This is a genomic window from Mesorhizobium sp. Mes31, assembly GCF_024519675.1.
GTDB lineage: Bacteria > Pseudomonadota > Alphaproteobacteria > Rhizobiales > Rhizobiaceae > Mesorhizobium.
This window is the reverse complement of the sequence record NZ_JALJRL010000026.1, coordinates 22,238-38,464: the sequence shown is the minus strand read 5'-3', so window position 1 is coordinate 38,464 and position 16,227 is coordinate 22,238. Positions and strand designations below refer to the sequence as shown.

Here is a 16,227-nt window from a genome sequence, read left to right as displayed (position 1 = left end):
ATGGCAAACGAAATGGTTCGCGGCCGCATCGCAGTGCTGGGCAACGGAGCGGTCGCCGCCGTCGGGCTGTTCACCGTCATGTTCGCCGTCTATGCCGCGCACGAGCCTTCGGCGCTCTCCCTGTTCGGCATCGGCAACCTCCTCAACAACTCCATCGTGCTCGCCCTGGCCGCGACGGGATTGACGCTCGTCGTGCTGTGCGGCGAGCTGGACCTTTCGGGTCCCGGCGTGATCGCCATCGCCAATGTGGTGGTGGCGACGGTGAGCGGTGGCGATTCGGGGGCCTTCGGCAGCTTCTGCCTGGTGTTGCTGGTCGGCCTCGCCGTCGGTGGCCTGAACGGCATACTGGTCGCCTATTTCGGACTGCAGTCGCTCGCCGTGACGCTCGGTTCGCTGATCGCATGCCAGGGCATCGCCCTTCTCATCCTCCCGGCCCCCGGCGGCGAGGTCGTGGACTCCATCGTTTACGGAATAACCGGCGACATTCTGCGCGTTCCGGTGCCGGCGATCCTGCTAGTACTTGTGCTCGTCTTCTGGTTCCTGCTCAAGCATTCGCGCATGGGCATCGCGATGTACGCGGTCGGCACGGACCAGGCGGCCGCACGGCTCTCGGGTCTCGATATTCGCGCCACCAGGCTATTCGCTTTCGTGGCCGCCGGCCTGTTCTATGCCATGGCCGGCTTCGTTTTCAGCGCTGAGATCGGCTCGGGTGATCCGCGCATCAGCGATTCCTTCCTGCTGTTCATGTTCGCGGCGGTCTCGATCGGCGGCACGTCGCTGTTCGGCGGGCGCGGCGGCGTGGTCGGCACGCTGGCCGGTGCAGGCATTTTGACGGTGCTGCAGAAGATGCTGTTCGCGCTCGGCGTGGCCGATTTCTACACCAACATCTTCAACGGAATTGTTATGATCCTGGCGATCCTTTTCGGCCAGGTCTCCGCCTATTTGGCGAGCCGTCCCGCAGGAAGGGGAGCCTGATGACCGACAAGGACCTTACGAATCCGGCACAGACATCCGACCTTGGGGCGCACCAGGCGCGCCGCGCGCTTGTCTCGCCGGAGCTGGTGCCGGCGATCGCCGTGTTCGCCGCCACGGCGCTGCTGATCATCGGCACGAAGATGGCCAATACGAATTTCGGGTCGTTCGAGCAGCTCACCGCCATACTGGTCACGGCCATCTTCCTGGTGGTCGCTTCGTTCGGGCAGGGGCTGGTGATCCTTCTGGGTGGCATCGACCTGTCGCTCGGCGTGGTCATCGGCGTCGGCGGCATGATGATCGCGGAACTTACGCGCGGCAGCAACGACGCGCTGATATATGCCATTCCGCTTACCCTCCTGTGCTGTCTTGGCATCGGCCTCATCAACGGCATCGGCGTGGCGATCGCCAAGATCCCGCCCTTCATCGTAACGCTGGCGTCCGGCATCACCTTCTTCGGGGTGGCGCTGGGTTTCACCGCAGGAAATTCGCAGCAGCCGGTCGCCCCGGCGGTCCAGCAGTTCATGAGCTCCCGCTGGCTGGGCGTCCCCTTTCCCGTCTATTTCATCGTCGTCTTCGTGGCGATCGCCTGGCTGTTCCAGAACAGGAGCGCGGAAGGCCGCAAGCTCTACGCCATTGGCAGCAGCCCGGGCGCCGCCAAGGTGGTAGGCCTGCCGATCACCGCGCTCACCATCGCCGTCTATGCTATCAGCGGCCTGTGTGCCGGAGTGACCGGCATCCTACTGGCCGGCTATTCCTCGAGCGCCACGCTCGACATGGGCAATGGGCTGCTGATGCCCTCCATCGCCGCCGTCGTCATCGGCGGCGCACGAGTCACCGGTGGCTCGGGCATCTATCTCGGCACGCTGGCCGGCGCCCTCTTCCTCAGCACGCTGTCCACGGTCATCACCACGCTCAGCCTGTCGCAGGGATTCCGCGATCTTGTGCAGGGCGGGATCATCATCATCGCTTTGCTGCTCCAGCGTGGGCGGCTCAATCTGCGAAGCCACTAGTCGGCGGTCGCTTAAATGGGAGAAAGAGCATGCAGAACGCTTCGCGAAGACTGACTTTTGGCCGGGTAACCGTGGCCGTGACATTGCTTGGTCTGGGGGCCACCAGTGCGAACGCCCAGGATACCTACAAGGTGTTCCTGAACATGAGCTACAGCGGCAACACCTGGCAGGCGAGCGCCGCCAACGGCATCAAGGCGCTGGCTTCGACCCCGCCTTACGACAAGCAGGTGGAATTCAAGACCATCATCTCCGGCACCGACGTGCAGAAGCAGATCTCGGACCTGCAGAGCATGATCGCTGCGGGCGCCAACGCCATTCTTCTGTATCCGCTCTCGCCGACCGCGCTCAACCGCACCATCAAGCAGGCCTGCGACCAGGGCGTCGTGGTGTTCACCTATGACAGCACGGTCACGGAATCCTGCGCGCACAACGTCTCCAACATCACCGCCCGCTACGGCGCCAACACGGCGCAGTGGATGGCAAACCAGATGGGCGGCAAGGGAGAGCTGATCTTCAACCACGGCGTCGCCGGGACGACCGTGACCAAGACCTATGACGAGCAGGCCTATGGCGTGTTCAAGAAGTATCCCGACATCAAGATCGTCGGCGATTTCTACGGCAACTGGAACGACGCGACTTCTCAGGAGGAGGTTGCCAAGATCCTTGCCGCGCATCCCAATGTCGACGGCATCTGGACGGTGGATGGCACCTTCGGATCGCTGCAGGCCGTTATCAACAATCGCCCCGACAAGCTCGTCGTGATCGCCGGCCAGTCCAACAATGGTTATCGCCTGGCGATGGCGGATCCGGCCATGCAGGCCAAGGGCCTGAAAGGCGTTTCCTCCAGCGCAGGCCCGGCCGTGGGCGGCTATGCGTTCAAGCTGATGATGGAAGTCGTGACCGGCAAGAAGAAGCTTAGCGCCAACAACGTCGAGTATCCGCTGCCATGGGTCGAACCACAGGATGTGAAGATCTGCCAGGGTGAGATCTTCGTCGATGGCTGCAACACCTTCCCTGCGGACAAGGTACCACCACTTTTCATCGATACCTCGCTGAACGGTGATCTGCTTCCCGAACTCAGCCTGAAGTCCGTCCAGGATGGAACGCCAACGCCTGGCGCGACCGTCAAGGATTTGCCCGATGTGACCTATGCCGACAATTTGCCTGGCATCAACTGTGGGCAATGCGAGCCGACCAAGGATTGGCTGGAGCCCAACAAGGTCAAGCCGATCCCGGCCCCTTGAGTCTCTCGACACCAGGATGCGGCCCCGCCATTGCCGGGGTCGCATCCTTCTTTCGGCCGGACCCTTATCTTGACCAGGCAGATGCGGGACACCACGTGTAGAGGACCTGCGCGAAACGTGTCGGGGTCGACGGTTTCCAAGGCGTTCATCCAAGGAGCAGATCATGTGTTCGCTATGCGGCGTTTTGGGTAGCAACGACCATTGGACCGATGCCGTGGCCCGGCCCGGCGTTTACACGCGCAATGCCGAATATGTTGATCGGCGCCGTGAGCGCGCCAATCGCGTCAGGATAGCGAACCGCATTCTGGCGTCCTTCGGCATGCGGCTGGCGGATTGGCAAGGCACGTCGTTCGTCGTTTCAACGCGAACCGGTAAGACGGAGATCATCGGCGATCTCGGCCACTTATGGCAGGCTGCCGAGCGTCTTTCGGGCAAGACCTGCGACCCGCTGGATGCTGATATCATCTCAAGCGTCGAAACCGCCCGCGATGGCTGAGTTGCCGCCGTTCACGCCGGTCCATCTGCTGACGGGCTTTCTCGGCTCTGGCAAAACCACGCTTCTGAAGCGCCTGCTGGACGATCCCGCTCTGTCGGACACAGCCGTCCTCATCAATGAGTTTGGCGAAGTCGGGCTCGACCACCATCTCGTTGAGCGGATTGACGAGACCATGGTGCTGCTCCAGTCAGGCTGCGTGTGTTGCACCATGCGCGGCGAATTGGCCGAAGCGATCCGTGACCTGCATTCGAAGCGGGAGCGCGGGCAGATATCTCCATTCCGGCAGGTGGTGATCGAGAGCACGGGGCTGGCGGATCCGTTTCCGGTTCTCTCGACGCTAAAATCTGATCCGATGCTGAGACATCATTTCAAGGCAGGGAACGTCGTGACGACGGTTGATGCCGTGAACGGGGAGGTGGAACTCGACCGGTACATCGAATCCAATCGGCAGGTGGCCGTTGCCGACCGGTTGGTTATGACCAAGACCGATCTCGCCGAAGGCGTTGAGATTGTCCGGCTTTCGGACCGGCTGCGGCGGATCAATCCGGATGCGGCGATACTGGATGTCCGGTTTGGGTTTTCGGCAAGCGATCTGTTCGAACCGGACACTGTGACACGTGGCAGCCTGCTGCAGTCGCAATCGGGTTTTTTTTGCGAGGAAGCAGCCCTGTTATCGACCGCCGACGGGCAAACGCATCAAGCAGCGATCGCTTCTTGCGTGCTGAGTTGGGATGACGAAGTTGATTGGACCGCATTCGGCTTGTGGCTCACCATGCTGCTGAACAGGCATGGCGAGAGCGTCCTTCGCGTGAAGGGCATCCTGAACATCGCAAGCGAAGACCGCCCGGTTGCCATCCACGGTATACAGCACCTCGTTCACCCGCCTGTCCATATGGAGGCATGGCCGAGCGAAGATCGCAGCTCGCGGCTGGTCATCATTGCCGACGGCCTTGATCTGGAAAGAGTGCAGCGCTCATTCGCTGCATTCGCATTGACCAGCCGGCCCAAAGGTCATGACGGCGGTTCGCGAGGGTAGCACCTAGTCATTTCGTGGGGTCCTGAAGACGATCCGCCACAACCTCGTCACGGCGGCGCGTGAACTAGAAGGCCAGCAGGCAAGCCCGACGACGGGCGTCATCGACAGCCAGGACGTCAAGACCACCGAAAGCGGCGGGCCGCGCGGGTTCGACGCCGCCAAGAAGATCAAGGGCCGCAAGCGCCACATCGTCACCGACACACTCGGCCATCTGGTCGGGGTGGTCGTCTACGGCGCCGATATCCAGGATCGAGACAGGGCCGTCGAGGTCGCCACAGCCGCCATCGGCTAAGACATGACCCAGCTAGGGATAGCGATGGCGGATCGAGGTCAGTCATGGATCTTCGTCGCAATCTCCGCAACCTCACAAGAGCCATCGCAAGGTACTGCTATCCATCATAGAGTCTTGAGTCGGGTATAAGAGATCAGAGCTTCTTGTTGATCGCTGCCGCCACCTTCTTGGTGGCGTCTTTAGCGGCTCCCTTCACGTCGCCAACCGCCTTCTGAACCTTGCCCTTGGCTTCCTGGACCACACCTTCAGCCTGAAGCCGTTCATTTCCGACCGCTTTGCCAACACCCTGCTTGACGTTCCCTACAACCTGATTGGCCAGTCCGGCTGCTTTGTCACTCTTGCTTCCCATGATGTTCGCTCCCAGTTTTCTGCGAAAAATTCTACGTCTGCCACGCCACTTCCTTGCAACTGAAATCGTATCGAAGCCAGCGGAGTGGCAATTTGACCGGGATCAATAGCGGACGGAGATTGCCGGGCCAGCTGCCAGGACACGGCCGTGGCCACTGCCGTTCCGCGAACGGGGTCCCTTCTCCGGGTTCAACGCAAGCTGCCGTCACCCTCGCCGCGTTTTCTTGACGCCGTGAATATGTCCCAAGCCGCGATAAACATGGCGCAATGACTGGACCGACAACAAATCCGTTGAGACCGAACGTCGCGATACCGCCCAGTGTGGAGACAAGCACAACGTAGTCGGGCATCTTTGTGTCTTTGCCCACCAGGATCGGACGCAGGAAGTTATCGACGAGCCCGATGACGAGGGAACCGAACGCTATCAGGACCACGCCCTGCCAGACAGCTCCACTCGCCAGCAAATAGATGGCAACCGGAACCCAGATCAAGCCTGCGCCTATCGCGGGCAGCAATGAAAAGAAGGCCATCACCACCCCCCATAGAAGCGGGGCGCCAATTCCAAGGAACCAGAATATCAGGCCGCCGAGCGTTCCTTGCAGGAGGGCCACGAGCATGTCGCCCTTGACCGTAGCACGGATGACGATCGTGAACTTGCTGAGGAAGTCCTGCTTTTGCTCGGCGCGTAACGGAATGGCATCTCGGATACGCTTTGACAGTGCAGCCTCGCCATCGCCAAGGGCCATGGCGATCCCGCAGTCTTGGGACCGCAATCAACAACGCTTAATGAAGAGCGTAAAGCGATTGTAACGGAACTGAATCAGGTGCCAGCGGCGGCCACCGTGATCGCACTGCATCCTGCAGTGTTGGCACGCTACGAAGAACAATTGAATCAACTGCAGGCCGGACTTGCTAAAGGCCTTGTGGCCGGCGATTCCGAATCCGCAGAAGCGATGCGGGACTTGATCGAAACCGTGACCGTGTTTCGCGATCCCTCAAGGCTCGGCGGAGTCGAAGTAGAAATCGCCGGACGTCTAACGGCACTCCTGGGGGAGAAAGCCTTCCCCAACGACGTCAGTGCGTCGGGGGGTATGGTGGTAGCGGGAGAGCGCTACCGCCTTCCCCCACTCATCGGACTATCACTTCCGGCTTCGTTCCTGCGGCTAGCGAAGCGAGACTGTCCTGCCTACGAAGTCTGGGAAAAGCTCGTGTCAAAATGCGCCCTTCCAGTTCACGATGAAAATGGGCGCGCACGGCTCCAAGGCTTTCCAGACGACTGGGTGTTCTGCTGTACGCAACACCCGCAGAAGCGTCAGATCGGCAACGCGCTGCCGCCAGTTATGGCGCTGGCGGTTGGCCTGGCGATCTACAGTGCCCTTACCGGACTGGATTTTGACTACGCACAGGCTCTGCAGCCGCCGCTACCTGCCCAGTAGTAGGCTGACGCTCAACATGCTTGCACGGGTTCGCAATCAACTGGGGATACCTTTCCAGATCACTGCTGAGGAGGTCCCCCGCTCGAGGCATGAAGCTGAAGCACTGGGATGGCAGCCCTCCATCGCCATCCCAACGTTGGCATAAAGTCGGCAGCCAACAGTGCCGTGAAAGCGAATAGGCCCAAGGCGACAATCTCGGTGCCAATTTTCATGAGATTGTCTCCGACCACTAATTTGGACGCGCGGATACCAGTCCGCAGGGACACCACTTCGGCAGCCGATCGCCTCTGCCTTGATCCATATCAAAGCCTCGTACTTTTGGATTGGGCAGCGTCAAGCACGCAAATGTCGGGAGGCTGGCATTGAACGGAACAAACGAACGAGGATCATCTCTGTTTGAAGCTGGTCTTGAAAATTCGACATTAGCGGGCCCATCAGGCAGGGAGGCGACCCTAGGCGCCGTTATGAAAAGCGCACATAGGGAAAAGCTGCAGCTCTGTGACACTCTGGAAAAAATCGCCGACTCCTTACCGGAAGTCGATCGCTGGAAGTGCCTCGGCACAGCCAATGCAATCGTCCCGTTGTTGCGCAGCATTCATCAATATGAAGAAAGTATCATCTTTCCCGCCTATGAGGTCGCTGCGGTCGGCAGCAATGCCAAGCTTGCCTCAGCCCGGCGATTGCGCGCCGAACACGTCGAAGACGAATGCTTTGCGGGCGAGGTGACCGAAATTCTGCTGGCGATTGGCCGTGGCGAAACCGTCGAGAATGCTGAAGCTCTCGAATTCATGCTGCGTGGCTTCTTCAAAAGCGTGCGCCGACATATTGCATTTGAACGCGAGCATGTCTTGCCGATAATCGGGATTATCGAGGCGGGCTAGGTACCCGAGCATCGCTTCGGCCGGCTCATGTCTAGGCGACCAACGAGCGTCAAGTGGCGGACACCGCGGCTCTATTCCTCATTTCCCAACCTTGTTTGCGCTGTCGCAAAGTTCTCAGGCCGAAGACAGCCTAGAAATAGCGCGAACCTCATCGAGAATCTGAACAGGAAGGCAAGATCATGAGATACGCAATTGCAATCGCCGTCCCCCTCGCCGTATCGATGTTGGCAGGAGCGGCCCAGGCGGCCGATCACCAAATCCAGATGCTTAACAAGGGCGAGAAAGGTATGATGGTCTTTCAGCCTGACTTTGTCCAGGCAGCGCCCGGCGATACGGTCACGTTCGTGCCGACCGACGAGGGCCATTATGCACAAAGCATCTGGGGAATGATCCCGAACGGAGCAAAGACTTTCAAGGGTAAGTCAGGCGAACAGATTACCGTTAAACTCGACAAGGAAGGTGTGTATGGCGTGAAATGCGCGGCTCACTATGGGATGGGCATGGTGGCGCTGATCGTGGTCGGCAAGCCGGTCAATCTGGCTCATGCAGCGACTGTCAAACAGTCGGGGAAAGCCAAGAAAGTATTCGAGGCCCTGTTGGCTCAAGTTCAAGTCGCCATTTAGGTTGTGTAAATCTCATTCTGAAAAATCAACAGAGTCCTGCAAGCGGACATTAGACCGCCTGACTTCCTCCTTTTTGAAATGCATTTGATGGCAATTCCTCGCACCCGACCAGGCGCTTATCCGGCGGTTCTGTCTTATGGTTTCCGGCCGTTCTTCCTGCTCGGCTCTCTGTATGCCGGAGCAGCCATCCTTTTCTGGCTGCCGTTGTTTTACGGCCAGATCACAACCTCCAGCGTCTTTCTGCCCGTTGATTGGCATGTCCATGAGATGCTCTTTGGCTATCTCGCGGCAATCATGACGGGATTCCTGCTGACGGCCATCCCGAACTGGACCGGACGTCTGCCTGTGCAAGGCCTGCCCCTGCTAGCGCTCGTCCTGCTGTGGCTTGCAGGTCGGCTTGCGGTGTTCTTTTCAGCTGACACCGGCTGGCTCGTCGGAGCCGCAGTCGACTGCGCATTTCTCCTGGCGGTAGCAGCCGCCGCCGCGACCGAAATCATCGCGGGCCGAAACTGGCGAAACCTGAAGGTGCTGCTGCCGGTTGCCGTGCTTCTGGCGGCCAACGTGATGTTTCATGCCGAAGCGCACTACCAAGGCATCTCGGATATCAGCCGCCGGCTCGGCCTCGGGGCCGCTGTCGTCCTCATAATGATTATAGGGGGACGCGTTGTTCCCAGTTTCACCCGGAATTGGTTGGCGCGCGAAAATCAGGGACGTCTGCCGTCCCCGTTCACCCATTTCGACGCAGCAACGATCGCATTGTCCGCGACCGCATTGGCGGCCTGGGCCTTCTTTCCTGAAAGCAACGTAACGGGCGGAATGCTGATCTCCGGAGCGGTCCTCAACGTCATGCGGCTTGCGCGCTGGGCTGGTGATCGCACGCTCCGCGATCCGCTGGTGCTGATCCTGCACGTAGCGTTCGTCTTTGTGCCGATCGGTTTTCTGCTGGCCGGACTTGCCGTCGTCCTACCGGAGACCGTTCCTTCCGCAGCGGGCATTCACGCGTTCAGCGTAGGTGCGGTGGCATGCATGACGCTCGCCGTCATGACCCGAGCCACCCTTGGGCATACAGGCCGTGAGTTGCGGGCGGGCATTGGCACATGCGCGGTCTTTGTCGCGATCGTGCTCGCGGCCATCTTTCGCATCGGCGCCGCGTTCGTGCCTGCGGAAGAAGTGCTTCTCCATATGTCGGCGACGTCGTGGGTGGTGGCCTTCCTCGGATACGCGGCTCTGTTTGGCGGTATGCTCGTTCAACCCAAATTGCGTGCGCGGCAGCCGAACAAAGCGCCTTCCTGACGCGCGGATCAGGACCGCATCGTATCCACATCGATCGGCAGAAGCGGAAATCCTTCTCGGGGTGGAACGTCAATTAGCCGTTCGCCGCACGGTTCTTTGCGAAATGTCATCAAGCGGCAATTTCCCAGTACCTTCAAGATTCTTGTAATTGTTTGCGTTTTGACAAACAGGCTGGCTGACCACAGGGTAGATTTTCGCGCCGGAACCGATCATTGCCGCCGTCGCTTGGCTTCAACGTTTTTGGCGGCCGAGAATTCAATTGAAATGACACATTTAGAACTCGCGGCGGAGCGCTTGATCGACGTGCGGACTATCGCCCCGGCTGATCGCCACCCGCGAATTTTCGGAGTGGCAACCGCCCCGGGCGAGGGCACTTCTTTCATCATAGTCAACGACCACGACCCGCGCTCCCTGCGCCATCAGATCGAGGCCAAATATCCTGGCGTATCTCGAGCGAGGGCCGGATGTCTGGCGCGTCGAAATCAGCAGACCGCAATCGTCCGCAGCGATTGCTGCTGCGGCGGCTGATGACCAGCCCAACGTCCGGTAGCACTCTGCAGGCATCCTTTTTCGCCGCCACCGACTGGTCCCGTCGCCGCCCAGATCAAACCTTCGAAACATAAAAAGCGAGGAGGATTCCACGCCATGAGAATGTCGCTGAAGGTTAACGGTCAGGCGATCGAGACGGAGATTTCGCCAATCTCCCGATTGAGCGGATTTCTTCGCGACGTGCTTGGCCTGACGGGTGTCAAGGAAGGTTGTTGCGAAGGCGAGTGTGGTGCCTGCACGGTGCTGCTGGATAGCCAGCCGGTCAATTCCTGTCTAATACTGGCTTTCCAGGCCGCAGGCCGCGAGATTACCACCATCGAGGGACCCTGTCGGAGTGATATCAACGATCTGCAGCGGGCCTTCCTGGAGATGGGTGCCGTGCAATGCGGCTACTGCACTCCGGGGATGCTGCTGGCAGCCGAGGGGCTTTTGCGTGCCAATCCCAATCCTGGCGAAGCTGAGATCCGCCATGCACTGGCGGGCAATATCTGCCGCTGCACGGGGTTCGAGACCATCGTGCAGGCCGTCGCTATCGAGGCTGCCGCGCGCCAGGGGGCAGGTCGATGAACGCGATGGCGGTCGCCGCGCCTGTCGATATGGCCAGTTGCGGGCAATGCTAGCCGCGGAGGTGGGACCGGTGCATTTCATCGCCGGGGGGACGGACATGCTCATCGCGGGGCGCCCGCTCCCTGGAACCGGACTGCTGGTTGATCTCGCGCGTGTGGCCGGCATGGCATTCATTTCCACGGATGACACGGACATTCGCATCGGAGGTACCACCACTGTCGCAGCGCTTGCCGCGGATTGCGGGTTGCGAGCAAGGTTTCCGGCCCTTTGCGAGGCTGCCGCACAATGCGGATCTGTCCAGATCCGCAACCGGGCGACCATCGCCGGCAACATCGCCAATGCCGCCCCAGCCGCCGACCTGATGCCCGTGTTGTTCGCCGCAGGGGCACGACTGGTGTTGATAGGGCGTGACGGCGCACCGCGCGAGGTCGCGCTATGCGATTATGCGCCAAGCCTAGGTTATCTGATTACGGAAGTGATCCTGCCAGCAAACGCACTTTTCCCGTACAGTGCCTTCGTCAAGCTGGGGCCCCGGCGAGACATGACTATCTCTCGCCTCAATCTCGCGCTGCTAGCCGAGTATCAGAATAACCATTTCGGCGCTGTTCGGGTGGAAGCTGGCGCGCTCGGCCCAGGTCCTCTCCGCCTGCCTCTCGCCGAGATAGCGCTCGCGGGCCGAAAGCTGGAGCCTGCCACGCTGCGCGATTTCCTGTCGGCATTGGGCGCCGAGGTCGACGCGGCCATTCCGGGCCGGAACTCGCAGATCTACAAACGCCGTGCGGCCGCAGGGTTGGGACTCGACCTAATTGCCCAGGCCGTGGGGCTGAGCCCGCGTGACCGGCTCTTCGAGGAAGCGGCGGAATGAATCAGATTTCGCGGCGCGTGCCGCTCGTTGACGGCGTGGCTAAGGTCACGGGCGCATTGCGCTTCACGGCCGACTTGCATGTCGAGGGATTGCTGCACTGCGCGCTCGTTTTCAGCCCGCATCCGCATGCCCGCGTCGCCTGTATCGATGCCGCATCCGCGTTGGCGGTTGAGGGCGTACACGCTGTATTCTGGCACGAAAACACGCCGGCACGCTTCTACAACAGCTCCATCTGGTTCGCCGGGCAGGAGGCGCTGGCGGACGAGCGAATGTTCGCTCCGATAGTGCGTCATGTCGGCGACCGGGTCGCCGCGGTTGTGGCGGACACTGAGGAGATCGCGCGCCTCGCTGCAAAGCTGATCGCGGTCGAGTATGTGGATCTCCCCGCCATATTTGACCAGGAAGCCGCACTCCTTCACGCCGGACTTGCGATGCAGGAAGACGGCACGCCCACTTTCATGAACCCCGTTGCCTATGAGAGCTTCGTTCGTGGCGACACCGAGGCCGGATTTGCTGCTGCTGAGCTGGTGGTGGAAACGCACGTGACCACTCCACGCAGCCACCATTGTGCCGTCGAAACCCACGCCTGCATTGCCAAGCCCGAACCCGATGGCCGCATCGGGATCCTTTCACCATGTCAGAGTGTCTTTGCAGTTCAGGCGGTCGTCGTTCAGGCATTGGGAGTGCCGCAAGAGCAGATACGCGTGACGAAGACCCCCATCGGTGGGTCCTTCGGCGGCAAGGCGGAGCCGATTCTCGAACCGTTGTGCGCATTTTTTGCGCTGACGCTGGAGCGGCCAGTGATGATCCGCTACGACCGGGATGAAACTTTCACCGCGACCCGCACGCGTTCCTCTGTCACGGGCCGGATGCGGATCGGGATCAGTATCGATGGCCGTATCCTGGCGCGCGACACCGAGACACTGGTGGACATTGGCGCTTACTGCACCGGGGGCAACTACCTTCCCATTTCGATGCTTCAACGGCTGGTTCGGCTTTATGATGTTCCCGCCGAGCGCTATCGAGGTCGCGCCGTATATACCAACACTGTTCCCGCGGGCGCTTTTCGCGGCTACGGGTCCCCGCAAATCCACACAATAGCCGAGATCACGCTGGATATAGCCGCGCGGCGGCTGGGGATTGATCCGGTGGCGATGCGGTTGAGGTATCTCGTCGGCCCCAACGCGATTGAACCCTGGCAGGGGCTCGACGTCGGCAACGCTCGCGGGAGAGAATGCCTGATAGGTGGAGCCGATGCATTCGGGTGGCACGTACGCCGGCTGGGGGATGCGGGGCAAGGGCGGTGGCGGCGAGGAGTGGGGCTAGCGTCAGCCACTCACATCAATGGCTGCTGTCCGGGTTTCCATGAGGAGACGACGGCGACGTTGAGGCTCCTGCCCGATGGGCGAGCGGAACTCGTCTGCGCGCTCCACGATCTCGGATGTGGAGCCGACACGACACTTGCCCAGATCGCGGGCGAAACGTTGGGTCTAAGCGCTTGCGACATTGCCATCGTTCCAGCCGATACCGATAGCTGCCCTTATGATCTGGGCACGCGGGCCAGTCGCATGACCTATATATGCGGCGAAGCGATCCGACGTGCAGGCGTCGCACTCTCGGAAGTGATCCGGGCTGCGGCAGTCCGGGAGTTGAACACGGAAGCGGCCGGCATGCGGCTCGAAGCAGGCGCAGTGCGCCGCCCGGACGGCTCGGGTCTGGCGCTCTCGGAATTGGCAGCCCGCCTCGTCGCCCGCGGAGCGGAGTTGCCCTCAGCGACCGAAATCTATCGCGCCCAGGCCAATCCGGGCTCCTACGCTGCTCATTTTGCGGAAGTGGAGGTCGACAGGCTCACAGGTCGCGTACGAGTGACGGATTATCTTGCCGCCCATGACATTGGCAGAGCCATCAACCCGATGCTGGTGGAAGGTCAAATCCACGGGGGAATCCAGATCGGTATCGGCTATGCCCTTTACGAAGATGTCGCGATCGACCCGGTCACTGGCCGGATGCGTGGCGACAGTTTCAGCCGCTACACCTTGGCCAATGCGTCCGAGATGCCGCCGATGCGCGTCGTGCTGATCGAAGAGGGGGGAACCGACCGGCCCGTTCGGCGCAAAAGCCGTAGGCGAGATAGCGACCATTCCGGTTGCGGCGGCAGTGGTCAACGCCGTCAATCATGCGCTGAGCGCCGAACTGACAGACCTGCCGCTTTCGCCGGAACGCATCCTTGCCTTCGTGGGTTGAGGTGACAATCGTGGGAACACCTGCTCTGCGTTATCGGATGCGAGCTGCAAGCTCCCCAAGGTTCTCCGTTTCCATTCGGAGAATCACGACCGACGCCCCGTTGACCCTTGCGATCGGCGAAGGCAAATATTGAATATTTGTAGCCAGCGTGATTTGCAGGATCGCCGATGCAGGATCGGGCTGAGTATGGACCTATTCACAAGGTTCTCTTGATAAGAGGTCATCACGTTACATTTTGGCGCTTCAGGCTTTCGGCTTGATTGAACGCTGGCCAGGTTTCTCTACCGTTTTGATCAGCGCACGGCGCTGTTTGCGTGACCTGCGGCGCGATTCTAAACAGGCGTGGGCCAGCCCGGCGAAGAAGGAAAAGCCTCCAGCACTGAAATAGTGATCAGCGAGCTGTCCGTTGACACATTCGTACCCCCTTCCAAGACTGGTTGAGGTGACCGTACGAATGGCGAACAAGCGTCGATTTGGATCTACCAAAACAACAATTGCCGCGACTTTGGCCTATCAGGCCGTGAAATCATCGACATCCGGTCTCCCCAAACGGTCGAACGGCTCGGTCGGGGTATGGCTGTCCCTCAGTCGGGCCTGAACGGGCTACTGCAGGAAGGCATGATCCTGTTTCGCCACTACTTGAACTCAACAATGTACCTCGAAAAGCCCGGCGCTGCGCCTGACCACGCTTGTCGATGATCGCGGCATCAAAAGCGCTGCGCTAGTATGTCAGCGTTCTGGTCGGACAGGCTGAAATCGAGGGACGCCCATATCGAGGCAAGCGCGTCCGCCAGTCCAGTGGGCTCGCCCCTTCCGTCGAAGAGAAAATGCTTCGCTCGCAAACAAGTTTGCGTTTGGACAAAGTCTATTGAGACAGGCCGGTTAAACTTTGGGCGCGAGTGGCCTCCGGCAAGAGGAGTTCAGTAAGGCTTCCCTCGCCGGAAAGCCACAGCGAAGTTTCGACGGTTTTGATGCGCTGTCCGTCAAGGAGGCGCCGCGAGGAAAAGGCTATGATAGGCACTGCGCTATCGCGCTGGACGATGTCATATTTTACCGTAGCGCTGGTCTTTCTTGTCGCTGCCCAGATGTTGATGGTCGCCGGCTACGGCTTCCCTGCGGTGGCGGCGGAGGCGCCCGAGACGCTGGTCCTCGTGCACATGGTTACGATCGGCTGGCTCAGCATGCTGATGTGCGGTGCCCTGTTTCAGTTCGTGCCGGTGCTGATCGCACAGCCTCTGCGCGGGGAACGGTTGGTGTTGCCCGCCTTGATATGTCTTTTGACCGGGCTCGCCTTTCTTCTGGCGGGTTTCCTGCAATTGGCCGGCGTCTTCGATACCGGCATTCCTCTGCTCGCCCTGGCAGGCACGCTTCTACCTGCCGGCTTCCTGCTCGTCTGCGGTGTGCTCGGTGGCACGCTCTGGCGCGCGAACCTGCAGCTTCCCGCGCGTTTCGTTGCCGTGGGCTTGGTATGCGTGCTTGTCACGGCCATCCTCGGCGCGCTGTTCGCGTTGCTGCTTTCGGGCTATCTTCCCGCGCTGGCCGTGATCGACTTCCGGGTGCAGGCGCTTCCTGTCCATATCGCCATTGGGCTTGGCGGATGGCTGAGTTTCACGGCGATCGGCGTCTCGTACCGGCTTTTGCCCATGTTCATGCTGTCGCCGGACCGGGAGCGCGCCACCAGTCGTGTGTCCTGGTGGATCGGGGTCGTCGCACTGCTCCTGACCGCGCTGACCTCGCCAATCGCCGCCGCTCTGGAAAAGGTGGGACTTGCGACCGGCTCGGCGACGGCGCTGGCGCTGGCGCTCGCGATAGCTGCCCTCGTCCTTTACGGGCTCGACCTTTCGTTCTTCTACCGACTCCGCAAGCGCCGTGCCATCGAATTGAACAGCCGCGCGGCCCAAGTTGCCTTTCTGGCACTCGCCTTGTCTGGGGTTCTGCTGCTTGCGCTGCTGGCGACCGGAACGCTGGAACGCCATGTCGGCGCGCTTCTCTATCTCGTCGCCTTCGGCTGGCTAACTGGACTGGGACTTTCGCAGCTCTACAAGATCGTGCCGTTCCTGACCTGGCTGGAATACTATGGCCCGGTCATGGGCAAGAAGCCGACCCCGCGAGTCCAGGACCTCGTCATCGAACGACGTGGCTGGATGTGGTTCGCGCTCTATTTCCTCGGCGTGATGGCTGGCACGGCAACCTTGCTCGGCGACCAGCCTGGCTTGTTTCGCGCCGCAGCCGCCGTAACGCTGCTTGCAACGCTGGCCATTGTCGTCGAGCTCGTCCTGGCGCGGCGTCTCGCCAACGTGCCGCCCGACAAACGCCTGCCCGAGGGCGCCTCGCGGCCACGACTTTTCCTCCCCACCCTACCTTGACG

General features: G+C 60.7%; 15 protein-coding genes and 2 pseudogenes. 15 read left to right on the top strand and 2 right to left on the bottom strand.

Annotation, left to right across the window (positions count from 1 at the left end; all coding sequences use genetic code 11):
• From NR193_RS29855 to NR193_RS29830, 6 genes and pseudogenes are all read left to right on the top strand, one after another.
• Window positions 1-975: an ABC transporter permease gene (locus NR193_RS29855; protein ID WP_256754275.1), complete on the top strand. Its 975-nt coding sequence runs from the start codon at window positions 1-3 to the stop codon at window positions 973-975.
• Window positions 975-1,985: an ABC transporter permease gene (locus tag NR193_RS29850; protein WP_256754274.1), complete on the top strand. Its 1,011-nt coding sequence runs from the start codon at window positions 975-977 to the stop codon at window positions 1,983-1,985. The genes NR193_RS29855 and NR193_RS29850 overlap by 1 nt, the downstream gene beginning before the upstream one ends.
• A 29-nt stretch (window positions 1,986-2,014) precedes the next feature.
• Entirely contained in the window at window positions 2,015-3,229 is a 1,215-nt protein-coding gene (locus tag NR193_RS29845) for a sugar ABC transporter substrate-binding protein (protein ID WP_256754273.1), read from the top strand.
• A 163-nt stretch (window positions 3,230-3,392) separates the two neighbouring features.
• Entirely contained in the window at window positions 3,393-3,725 is a 333-nt protein-coding gene (locus tag NR193_RS29840; protein WP_256754272.1) for a hypothetical protein, read from the top strand.
• On the top strand, window positions 3,718-4,761 hold the full coding sequence (locus NR193_RS29835) for a GTP-binding protein (RefSeq protein WP_256754271.1): 1,044 nt from the start codon (window positions 3,718-3,720) through the stop codon (window positions 4,759-4,761). Before NR193_RS29840 ends, NR193_RS29835 begins: the two co-directional genes overlap by 8 nt.
• Before the next feature lie 31 nt (window positions 4,762-4,792).
• Window positions 4,793-5,026 (top strand): annotated as a pseudogene (locus tag NR193_RS29830) (transposase); the annotation flags it as partial.
• A gap of 160 nt (window positions 5,027-5,186) precedes the next feature.
• Here NR193_RS29830 and NR193_RS29825 read toward each other — a convergent pair.
• Together NR193_RS29825 and NR193_RS29820 are read right to left on the bottom strand one after the other, a co-directional pair.
• Entirely contained in the window at window positions 5,187-5,402 is a 216-nt protein-coding gene (locus NR193_RS29825; RefSeq protein WP_256754270.1) for a CsbD family protein, read from the bottom strand.
• Window positions 5,403-5,590: 188 nt separating this feature from the next.
• Window positions 5,591-6,129, bottom strand: a pseudogene (locus tag NR193_RS29820) (AI-2E family transporter); the annotation flags it as partial.
• 33 nt (window positions 6,130-6,162) lie between these two features.
• Between NR193_RS29820 and NR193_RS29815 the strand changes: the two are divergent.
• The 9 genes from NR193_RS29815 (at window position 6,163) to NR193_RS29775 (ending at window position 16,225) form a co-directional block, all read left to right on the top strand.
• Window positions 6,163-6,837, top strand: coding sequence for a DNA cytosine methyltransferase (locus NR193_RS29815; RefSeq protein ID WP_256754269.1), 675 nt, complete (start codon window positions 6,163-6,165; stop codon window positions 6,835-6,837).
• A 464-nt stretch (window positions 6,838-7,301) separates the two neighbouring features.
• A complete protein-coding gene (locus NR193_RS29810) occupies window positions 7,302-7,718 on the top strand; it encodes a hemerythrin domain-containing protein (protein ID WP_256754309.1) in 417 nt (138 codons plus the stop codon).
• Between the two features lie 179 nt (window positions 7,719-7,897).
• Window positions 7,898-8,341, top strand: a complete 444-nt coding sequence (locus NR193_RS29805) for a pseudoazurin (protein WP_256754268.1) — start codon at window positions 7,898-7,900, stop codon at window positions 8,339-8,341.
• A gap of 87 nt (window positions 8,342-8,428) precedes the next feature.
• Window positions 8,429-9,634 carry an NnrS family protein gene (locus NR193_RS29800; RefSeq protein WP_256754267.1) on the top strand — a complete coding sequence of 402 codons (1,206 nt, stop codon included), beginning with the start codon at window positions 8,429-8,431 and terminating at the stop codon, window positions 9,632-9,634.
• Window positions 9,635-9,898: 264 nt separating this feature from the next.
• Window positions 9,899-10,162: a DUF2249 domain-containing protein gene (locus NR193_RS29795; RefSeq protein WP_375162753.1), complete on the top strand. Its 264-nt coding sequence runs from the start codon at window positions 9,899-9,901 to the stop codon at window positions 10,160-10,162.
• A 117-nt stretch (window positions 10,163-10,279) separates the two neighbouring features.
• On the top strand, window positions 10,280-10,750 hold the full coding sequence (locus NR193_RS29790; RefSeq protein WP_256754266.1) for a (2Fe-2S)-binding protein: 471 nt from the start codon (window positions 10,280-10,282) through the stop codon (window positions 10,748-10,750).
• Complete coding sequence (locus NR193_RS29785) at window positions 10,653-11,615, top strand: xanthine dehydrogenase family protein subunit M (protein WP_306280663.1); 963 nt, start codon at window positions 10,653-10,655, stop codon at window positions 11,613-11,615. The genes NR193_RS29790 and NR193_RS29785 overlap by 98 nt, the downstream gene beginning before the upstream one ends.
• Window positions 11,612-13,864: a xanthine dehydrogenase family protein molybdopterin-binding subunit gene (locus tag NR193_RS29780; RefSeq protein ID WP_256754264.1), complete on the top strand. Its 2,253-nt coding sequence runs from the start codon at window positions 11,612-11,614 to the stop codon at window positions 13,862-13,864. The genes NR193_RS29785 and NR193_RS29780 overlap by 4 nt, the downstream gene beginning before the upstream one ends.
• Before the next feature lie 1,005 nt (window positions 13,865-14,869).
• The gene (locus NR193_RS29775; protein ID WP_256754263.1) at window positions 14,870-16,225 is read left to right on the top strand and encodes an AbrB family transcriptional regulator; all 1,356 of its coding nucleotides are present in this window, start codon (window positions 14,870-14,872) and stop codon (window positions 16,223-16,225) included.
• The last annotated feature ends 2 nt before the right edge of the window (window positions 16,226-16,227 follow it).